The sequence below is a fragment of the Paenibacillus sp. 01T424 genome (genome assembly GCF_056398745.1).
In genome coordinates this window covers 25,810-33,610 of sequence record NZ_JBFTPZ010000067.1, presented here as the reverse complement: position 1 = coordinate 33,610, position 7,801 = coordinate 25,810, and the positions used below count along the sequence as shown (strand labels likewise).

Below are 7,801 nucleotides of genomic sequence, written 5' to 3'. Positions count from 1 at the left end.
GCCTTTACATAACCCGCGCGGATTACGAAATCTCCAAAATGTTCGCCCGTTTCCCGTTCCTTTGCATACTGATTAATAATCGGTTTTAAAGTATCGAGAATTTCGGTCTCATCGATATTTTCACGGTAAAGCTTGTTTAATCTATCACCTGCATAGCCCGCGCCCATATACATATTGTATTTGCCGAGTGCCTTGCCGATAAATGAGATTTCTCCAAGGGCTGGTCTAGCGCAGCCGTTCGGGCATCCAGTCATCCTAATGTTGATCTCCTGGTCACGCAGCCCTGCTTCATTAATAATCGGCTCCAGCTTATCGATCAGTGTTGGAAGGTACCGTTCTGCTTCCGCCATAGCAAGACCGCAAGTCGGCAACGAAACACAAGATAATGAGCTTCGGCGCAGCGCAGAGTGCTGCGTACCGTCCGTAAGTCCGTATTGCTCTGCTAGCTCAGTAATTTTGCGTTTCTTCTGGCTGCTGACATTACCGATAATAAGATTCTGATTCGGAGTAATGCGGAAGTCGCCTGTATGAACTTTGGCGATTTCGCGTAAACCCGTCATTTGCGGGTTGCCTTCTTGATCCTCAATACGTCCGCTCTGGATAAACAGAGTCAAATTCCATTTGCCGTTGCTTCCCTTCAACCAGCCATAACGGTCTCCGTTATTTTGGAATTGATAAGGGCGTACCTCTTCAAGCTGCCAGCCAAGACGGTTTTGCAGCTCGGTTTTGAACCATTCAATCCCATGACGGTCAATCGTATACTTAAACCGAGCGTTTTTGCGAACCGAACGGTTACCATAATCACGTTGAATCATAACAGTTTTCTCTGCTAACTCGACAATTCGCTCCGGCGGACAGAAGCCAATCACTTTACCAAGCTGCGGATAAGTCGTTGTATCGCCGTGTGTCATCCCCATACCGCCGCCAACGGAAATGTTAAAGCCCTTCAGCTTGCCATCTTCCACGATTGCAATGTAGCCGATGTCTTGAGAGAATACATCCACATCATTAAAAGGAGGAATCGCAAATCCAATTTTGAACTTACGCGGCAAATATACAGGTCCGTAGATCGGCTCTACTTCCGCTCCATCCTCTTTACCATCGATTACCTTTTCTCCATCCAACCAAATTTCATGATAAGCGCGAGTACGCGGTGCCAAATGATCATTCACTTGACGTGCCCAGTAGCTAACTTCCTCATGATGGTTCGATTGAAAAGGATTTGGACTGCACATAACGTTCCGATTGACGTCACCGCAGGCAGCAAGAGTAGTCATCAGCTCGCTATTGATTTTTTGAAGTGTAGGCTTCAAATTCCATTTCAAAATGCCATGCATTTGGAACGTTTGACGTGTCGTGAGACGCAAAGTCCCGTTGCCGTACTTGTGAGCTAATTCATCCATGGCAAGCCATTGATCAGAGGTTGCTACACCGCTTGGCAGTACTACCCGGATCATGAATTGAAATGCGGGCTCCAGCTTCTGCTTTTCACGCTCGTTGCGCAAATCTCTGTCATCCTGCATATAACTTCCATGAAACTTCAACAACCGATTGTCATCCTCAGGCAAACCGCCTGTAATCGGATTGCTCATCGTTTCTACTAATGCGCCGCGCAAATAGTTGCTTTCGCTTTTGATATGCTCAACTTCACTTGGCGGTCCACCGATAGGTTTTACCAACTGCTCTTTCGCCATTGTTGCTGTCTCCTCTCGCAATCATTCAAGTACTCTTGTTGTTATCTATTTATTAATAAACATCACGTTGGTAACGTTGTTGATCCTGCATATCAGTCAAGTAAGCTGCCGCTTGCTCAGCGCTTAATCCGCCCTCTTGCTCAATGACAGTTAGTAAAGCCGTATGCACATCATGTGCCATATGTTTCTCATCACCGCAAATATATACATAAGCGCCGGCTTGAAGCCATTCGAATAGTTCACGGCTCTTCTGCAGCAAACGATGCTGTACATAAACCTTCTCTTCCGTATCGCGGGAGAAAGCCACATCAAGTTTGGTCAAGACGCCGTCTTTAAGCATTCTTTGCCAATCGGTCTGATATAGGAAATCCGTAACAAAGTGGCGATCACCATAAAACAACCATGATTTTCCTTCTGCGCCAATTTCCTCGCGCTCTTCAAGGAATGCACGGAATGGAGCAACACCAGTACCTGGACCAATCATAATAATTGGAGTATTCGTATCCGCAGGCAGCTTGAAATTCGGATTTTGTTGGATATAGATCGGCAGACTGTCGCCTGGTTGTACACGCTCTGCACAATGTACGGAGCATACCCCATAACGCTCACGACCATGAGACTCATAACGAACAGCTCTCACGGTAAGATGAACCTCATCTTCATTCGCTTTAAAACTGCTGGCAATGGAATAAAGTCTTGCTGGCAGCTTACGCAAGATAGCAACAAATTGTTTTGCGCTTCCTTGCCAAGGCTCAAAATCCTGCAATAAATCAAGCAGATCCCGACCGTTAATGTAGCTTCTAAGCGCTTGCTCTTGCCCTTGAGCTAGCAGTTCACGAAGTGCTGGGTTCGAAGTCAGTTCGGCTGCTTGCGTGATCAGCGGTTTCGTTAGAGCTGTAATTTCATAATACTTAAGTAGAGCTTCACGCAATGAGCCTTGCTCACCGCTCTTATTGATCGGAACAACTTCTTCAGCGTTCCAATTCATTTGCTTAATAATCGCATCCACTAGCTCTGGATGATTTTCCGGATAAATACCCAGGCTATCCCCTGGCTCATATTGTAAATTAGATCCTTCAAGCGACAGCTCCAAATGACGAGTTTCCCGATCAGAGCCGCGGCCATTCAAGTTAATATTCGCAAGAACTTCAGCCTTAAAAGGGTTGTTTCGCGAATAGGCGGATTGTTCTGGTGTTGTTTCGCTGCTAGTTTGCGCTATAGCTGCAGTCGTTCCCGAGGCAGCATTCAAACGATCATTTAATGAGCTGATAACCTCTGCTGACCAACCAGCAACAGCCTCATCGTAATCGAGGTCACAATCTACACGAGGAACAAGACGTTTTGCGCCAAGCTCTTCAAGACGTTGATCAAAGTCTTTACCCGTTTGACAGAAAAATTCATACGACGTATCGCCAAGCGACAAGACAGAAAAGCTTACATTTTCTAGCTGTGGAGCTCGCTTGCTGTAAAGGAACTCGTGGAAGCTCTTCGCATTATCCGGCGGTTCCCCTTCACCATGAGTACTGACAACCAAAAACAGGTTTTCGACTTTTTTCAAATTGTTCGTCTTAAACTTATTCATTGGCGCAAGTGTTACTTGCAGACCCTGTTCTTCCAGCTTGCGCGATAAGCTGGTAGCTACCCGCTGGCAATTGCCGGTTTGAGAGCCAAACAATACAGTTACCTCACGGGAAACCGCTGGTTGACTGATAGCCGAAATAATTTCTGCAACTGCTGCTCCCCCGGAGACAGCCTGCACATCCGCACTAATCGTTAACGGACCTGCTGATGCTTGACGAGCAAACAAATAACCTGTCAGCCAAATTTGCTGAGACTCCGTTAGTGATGGTACAAGGCGATTCAGAAGGTCAACTTGCTCTTGATTAAAAGGACTGTTCGTTACCTGAAGTTGCAACAATATCCACCTCTCATAAACATAAAATCATCATTAGTTTTCATAGTCAGACAAGCAAAAACGCCTTCGGCGTCCTCTAGACGCTGAAGCAGCTTTGACGGAGAAATATAAGCCCTTTATAAGCTAACAAACTTATAAATTCTTATATTTTAAAAATAGTGCTTCAGAAGTGCTTCAATAATTATTAACCTAACATAATCAGACAAATCCATCAACGATGATTTCATGCTCCTAAATTACAATTTTATGGAAAAAGATCGTTATTCATCCACAAAACAAAGAAATCAGGGCAATTTGCCCTGATTATCTCGGATTTATTAGAAAAAATGATCGATTGGATATAAATTAATGATAGGTGATCCAAGCGAATTTTTGCTACATTATATGTAGTTGAAAATCATTCTCGATAATTTTGTCGAAAATCAGTGTTTTCTCCATTTATAAAATAATAAAATAAAAAAGTGCTGCGAGCGCAAAACGATAATAGGCAAACCATGAAAGTCTAATTTTTTTCATCATGTTTATGAACGTTACGACCGCAATCATCCCTACAACAAATGCAGCTATTAGTCCAATTAGAAACAGAGGCAAATCCGACATCGTGAGAAACTCTCTGCTTTTAATTAGGTCTATTCCGCTCGCCCCAGCCATAATCGGGACGGATACTAAAAAAGTAAATTCTGCCGCAGCCTTCTGGCTTACACCAAACAGCATGCCGCCAGATATCGTCGAGCCTGAACGAGAGAAGCCCGGCCATAATGCGAGTATCTGAAAACATCCAACAGCAAAGGCCTGTTTGTAGGTAATGTCATCAAGCTCCTCTGCAGTCGGCTTCTTTCGTACACGATCGGCGATAATCATCAGTATTCCGCCCGCCACAAGACCAATCAGCACCTTCTCAGCAACGAACAACTCGCCTTTTATAAACGAATGAAGCAAAACAGCACAAGCTCCCGCCGGTGCCATTGCAATAATGATGTGAAGAGCATTCAAACCCGAATTCTTGCCTACCTTGAAATTAAGTAAACTCGCAAACCGATTTCGGTATAACACAAGCACAGCCAGCACAGCGCCAAATTGAATGACCACCTCAAAGGTTTTCGCTCGATCACCTGTGAAATTCAACAGCTCCGCTGTTAAAATCAAATGACCCGTTGATGAAACTGGTAAAAACTCAGTAAGGCCCTCCACGATACCCATAATAATCGCATTAATTAGATCGCCCAACGCCCAATCTCCTCCTAGAAATAGACTGAAAATTACTCACTCTATACAAGCCTATGCATGTCCGTAGGTTCCCATTTCATTTTCGATCAAATCGGTATGAATTTCGATTTTTCGGATTCGATTGTCGTCACGTTCACGAATAATGAAGGTCATATTCCCATAGGTCCACGGCTCTCCGATAGGAAGCTCGGGCTTCTGATTAAAGAGCCAACCGCCTACTGAATCTACTTCTTCACTTTCAAGATCAGTTCCTGCAATTTCGTTCCAATCACTAATCAGCGCCTTGCCGTTAACCAAATAACGCTGCTGCTCAATATATTCGATTTCTTTCACTTCATCCTCATCAAACTCATCACGGATTTCTCCTACGATTTCTTCTATGATGTCTTCGATGGTGATGAGCCCCGCCGTTCCACCATACTCGTCCAACAGAATTGCGATTTGAACGCGTTCCTGCTGCATTTTGCGGAGCAGCTTATTTATCGGCATGACTTCAGGAACCGACATAACGGGCTGAAGCAGAGATGTTACGTCGATATCTCGATTTGTTTCATAGCGGAGAAAAAATTGCTTTGTATTTAATATCCCAATGATGTTGTCTTTGCTTCCTTTGGCCACAGGGAAACGCGTGTATTGCTCTCTTATTATAATTTCGAGGTTCTCCGCACGAGTATGATCCACATACAAACAGGCCATATCCGTCCGAGGAACCATAATTTCTCTCGCAAGCCGCTCATCAAACGCAAAAATCCGGTTGACATAGCCATACTCACTTTTATTAATTTTTCCGCTCTCATAGCTTTCCGACAAAATGATGCGGATTTCCTCTTCGGAATGAGCCTCATGCTCATTCGCTGGCTTTAAGCCCAGCAATCTTACCAAGGAGTTCGCAGATCCGTTGAGAAGCCAAATAAACGGATACATCACCTTATAAAAAACGATGATAATCGGAGCTGTAAACTGACTGACTTCTTCCGATTTAATGATAGCTAACGTTTTGGGAGCAAGTTCTCCTAGCACGACATGCAAGTACGTTACAATGATGAAGGAAATGACAAACGAAAGCACCGAGCTCAGCTCGCCCTCGACATGTATCCGATCAAATAACGGGTGCAATATAAGCTCAATCGTTGGTTCTCCCAACCATCCGAGACCAAGCGCCGTAATCGTAATGCCGAGCTGGCAGGCAGATAAATAACCGTCAAGCTTGCTCGTTACCTGCTCAACCGCTCTAGCATTTTTCATGCCCTCTGCTACCATCTGATTGACGCGGCTTGATCGCATACGAATAATTGCAAATTCAGTCGCGACAAAAAAAGCTGTAAATACGAGCAATAATACGAATAGTGCAAGCTTTAAAACCATCGTCTTCTCCCTTTTGCAATGGAGATGCTACTAGTAGCCCACCTCAACCGATGCATTAACGATGTAAATCAAATCGTTTTTATCATCTTTGTCCGGCAGTACTACACCGCTAGTCGTCAGCATGCCGCCGTGTATGACTTCTACAGTCACTTGTCCATACGGCAGCACTGCTTTCACCTGCTCAACGTCAAGAAGCTCATGATCACAAGGAAGTGCAAGCCTTACCCGCACCTTCATGTTATCAAGCGTTCCTCCTGGCAGTACGGATCGCAGTCCGGGCATCGAGTTATGATGAATCGCGTTTTGTACCGCGCGCACCGATGCCTTTGTAATATTTTGACCGTGTAGATCGCATCCCATGCCTATTTCTATAAAAAATAAGTTGTCCACTTAAATATCCTCTCCTTCAAAGTGAAATTTCATACGTACTAGATGACTTACCATGGAACATCATCGTTATTGCCTGAGCCTTCTCCAGCAGGGGTGTAGCTATATCCGGAATCCGCATCCTCAGCAGGCTTCTTGCTTCCGATACGCGGCATAACATCAACCAGATCAAGCGGCTGGACGAGCTCAACCGGCGACATGCCTTTATCGAATTGGAAGGAATCCCCTTCAATTACGACGACGTAACGTCCGTTATGCTTGGCAAAATGGATGCTGTCGCCAAAGTCAGCAAGCAGTCCTTTTACTGTAACGTCGCCTAGTTTAAATGTAAAAGGTAAATCCGGCTTCTGCTCTACTAATGCCGCTGCTGCAACTCCTACCTGCTCCGGCGTCCACCACTCCTGAAGGTCGCGCTTCTCACTTGCCGCCCACACCTCAACCGCATTTTCTTCCTCGCGGCGCTCCGAGCTTTCATCCTCTTGCCACTTATCCGCAATATATTGATGAACCATCTCCACCACTTGCTCACCCATGACCTCAGGCAAAGGCTTCTCATAAGAAACATATTTTAAGAAATCTTCAAAATATCGAGCGTGCGACGCCTGATGAATTTTTAGCTCCCAATGCTCTAGCATGCCCTCCTCTGGCATATGCGGATACTGAATCGATTTGATGCTGCGAGCAGATATCGCCATCTCCACCTGGGAGATTAGGCTTTTTTCATCCGAAATACGAGCAATCTTAGGCTCAAAATCACATTTCAGCAAAAATAAAAACGGCTCATCGAAATACGTATTAAGCTTGGATAACGCAATAATAAATGCGCCTCCTCTTACTGCACTCGTATCCATGTAGATTCGAACGAGCTCGTCGGCAATGCCGATAAAGCGCTCCTTGGAATCCGCGTCACGCAGCCGCTGAAATAAATTGTAGTTCTGATTGCTGCCGAGTTCATAACCGGGCTCAACCATAAATCGTCCAATCTTCGTTGGCGCGCCTGCTGAGTTAGGATTGCGCTCTACTTTTCTTTTGACGATCCGTTTAAATTCATCATCCAAAAACCTTTGAATTTCACTATCTTCATATGTGTCCTCTTCTAAAGTCTGATAATGTTTAAACCGTTTTCCTGATGATGTGGCACTCTCTTCACCATCGGTATGAATAACGAAAAAGGATAAATATTGCATATTAAAATCCACGTTTATAATTCCTC

At 44.8% G+C, this 7,801-nt stretch carries 6 protein-coding genes; all 6 read right to left on the bottom strand.

Translation table 11 applies throughout. The annotated features are described in order from the left end of the window. Positions 1-1,694: assimilatory sulfite reductase (NADPH) hemoprotein subunit (cysI, locus tag AC1DPK_RS31740; RefSeq protein WP_477512742.1), on the bottom strand; the 1,694-nt coding region annotated here is incomplete at its 3' end. Between the two features lie 52 nt (positions 1,695-1,746). Further along, a complete protein-coding gene (locus AC1DPK_RS31735) occupies positions 1,747-3,609 on the bottom strand; it encodes an assimilatory sulfite reductase (NADPH) flavoprotein subunit (protein WP_477512744.1) in 1,863 nt (620 codons plus the stop codon). Positions 3,610-4,047: 438 nt separating this feature from the next. Then, complete coding sequence (locus AC1DPK_RS31730; RefSeq protein ID WP_477512741.1) at positions 4,048-4,836, bottom strand: undecaprenyl-diphosphate phosphatase; 789 nt, start codon at positions 4,834-4,836, stop codon at positions 4,048-4,050. Between the two features lie 51 nt (positions 4,837-4,887). Continuing rightward, positions 4,888-6,201, bottom strand: a complete 1,314-nt coding sequence (locus AC1DPK_RS31725; RefSeq protein ID WP_477512740.1) for a hemolysin family protein — start codon at positions 6,199-6,201, stop codon at positions 4,888-4,890. A 30-nt stretch (positions 6,202-6,231) separates the two neighbouring features. After that, the gene (locus AC1DPK_RS31720; protein ID WP_076269289.1) at positions 6,232-6,591 is read right to left on the bottom strand and encodes a Lin0512 family protein; all 360 of its coding nucleotides are present in this window, start codon (positions 6,589-6,591) and stop codon (positions 6,232-6,234) included. Positions 6,592-6,638: 47 nt separating this feature from the next. Continuing rightward, positions 6,639-7,787 (bottom strand): DUF3900 domain-containing protein, encoded by a 1,149-nt coding sequence (locus tag AC1DPK_RS31715; RefSeq protein WP_477512739.1) that lies wholly within the window; start codon positions 7,785-7,787, stop codon positions 6,639-6,641. Between the last annotated feature and the right edge of the window lie 14 nt (positions 7,788-7,801).